General features: G+C 63.0%; 1 protein-coding gene. It reads left to right on the top strand.

Annotation, left to right across the window (positions count from 1 at the left end; all coding sequences use genetic code 11):
• Nucleotides 1-370: ATP-binding cassette domain-containing protein (locus B4E36_RS00005; protein WP_414673697.1), on the top strand; the 370-nt coding region annotated here is incomplete at both ends.

The following is a 370-nucleotide window of genomic DNA, read 5'->3' as shown; positions in this document are numbered from 1 at the left end:
TTTATCAGCATTCGCAACATGACCAAGACGTTCGGCCCTGCGAGCGACCCGGTCTATGCCGTCAACGACGTCAGCTTCGATATCCCGAAGGGGTCGATAACGGGGCTGGTCGGAGAAAGCGGTTCGGGGAAGTCCACGCTGGGGCGCAGCCTGCTCAGGCTGATCGAGCCGACATCGGGCAGCACGGTTTTCGACGGCTGCGACCTCAACAGCCTGAAGGCCGGCGATCTGAGGGCCATGCGGCGGCGCATGCAGATGGTGTTTCAGGACCCGGTTTCCTCCCTCAACCCCAGGCTTTCGGTCGAGGCGATCATTGCCGAAGGTCTCGTCGCTCATGGCATCGGCTCGCGGCGCACCCGCCGCGATAAAG

The sequence above is a fragment of the Martelella sp. UBA3392 genome, from assembly GCF_002358775.1.
Classification (GTDB): Bacteria; Pseudomonadota; Alphaproteobacteria; order Rhizobiales; family Rhizobiaceae; genus Martelella; species Martelella mediterranea.
Note: the sequence above shows the minus strand (reverse complement) of the source record. Positions and strands in the feature narration are given on the sequence as shown.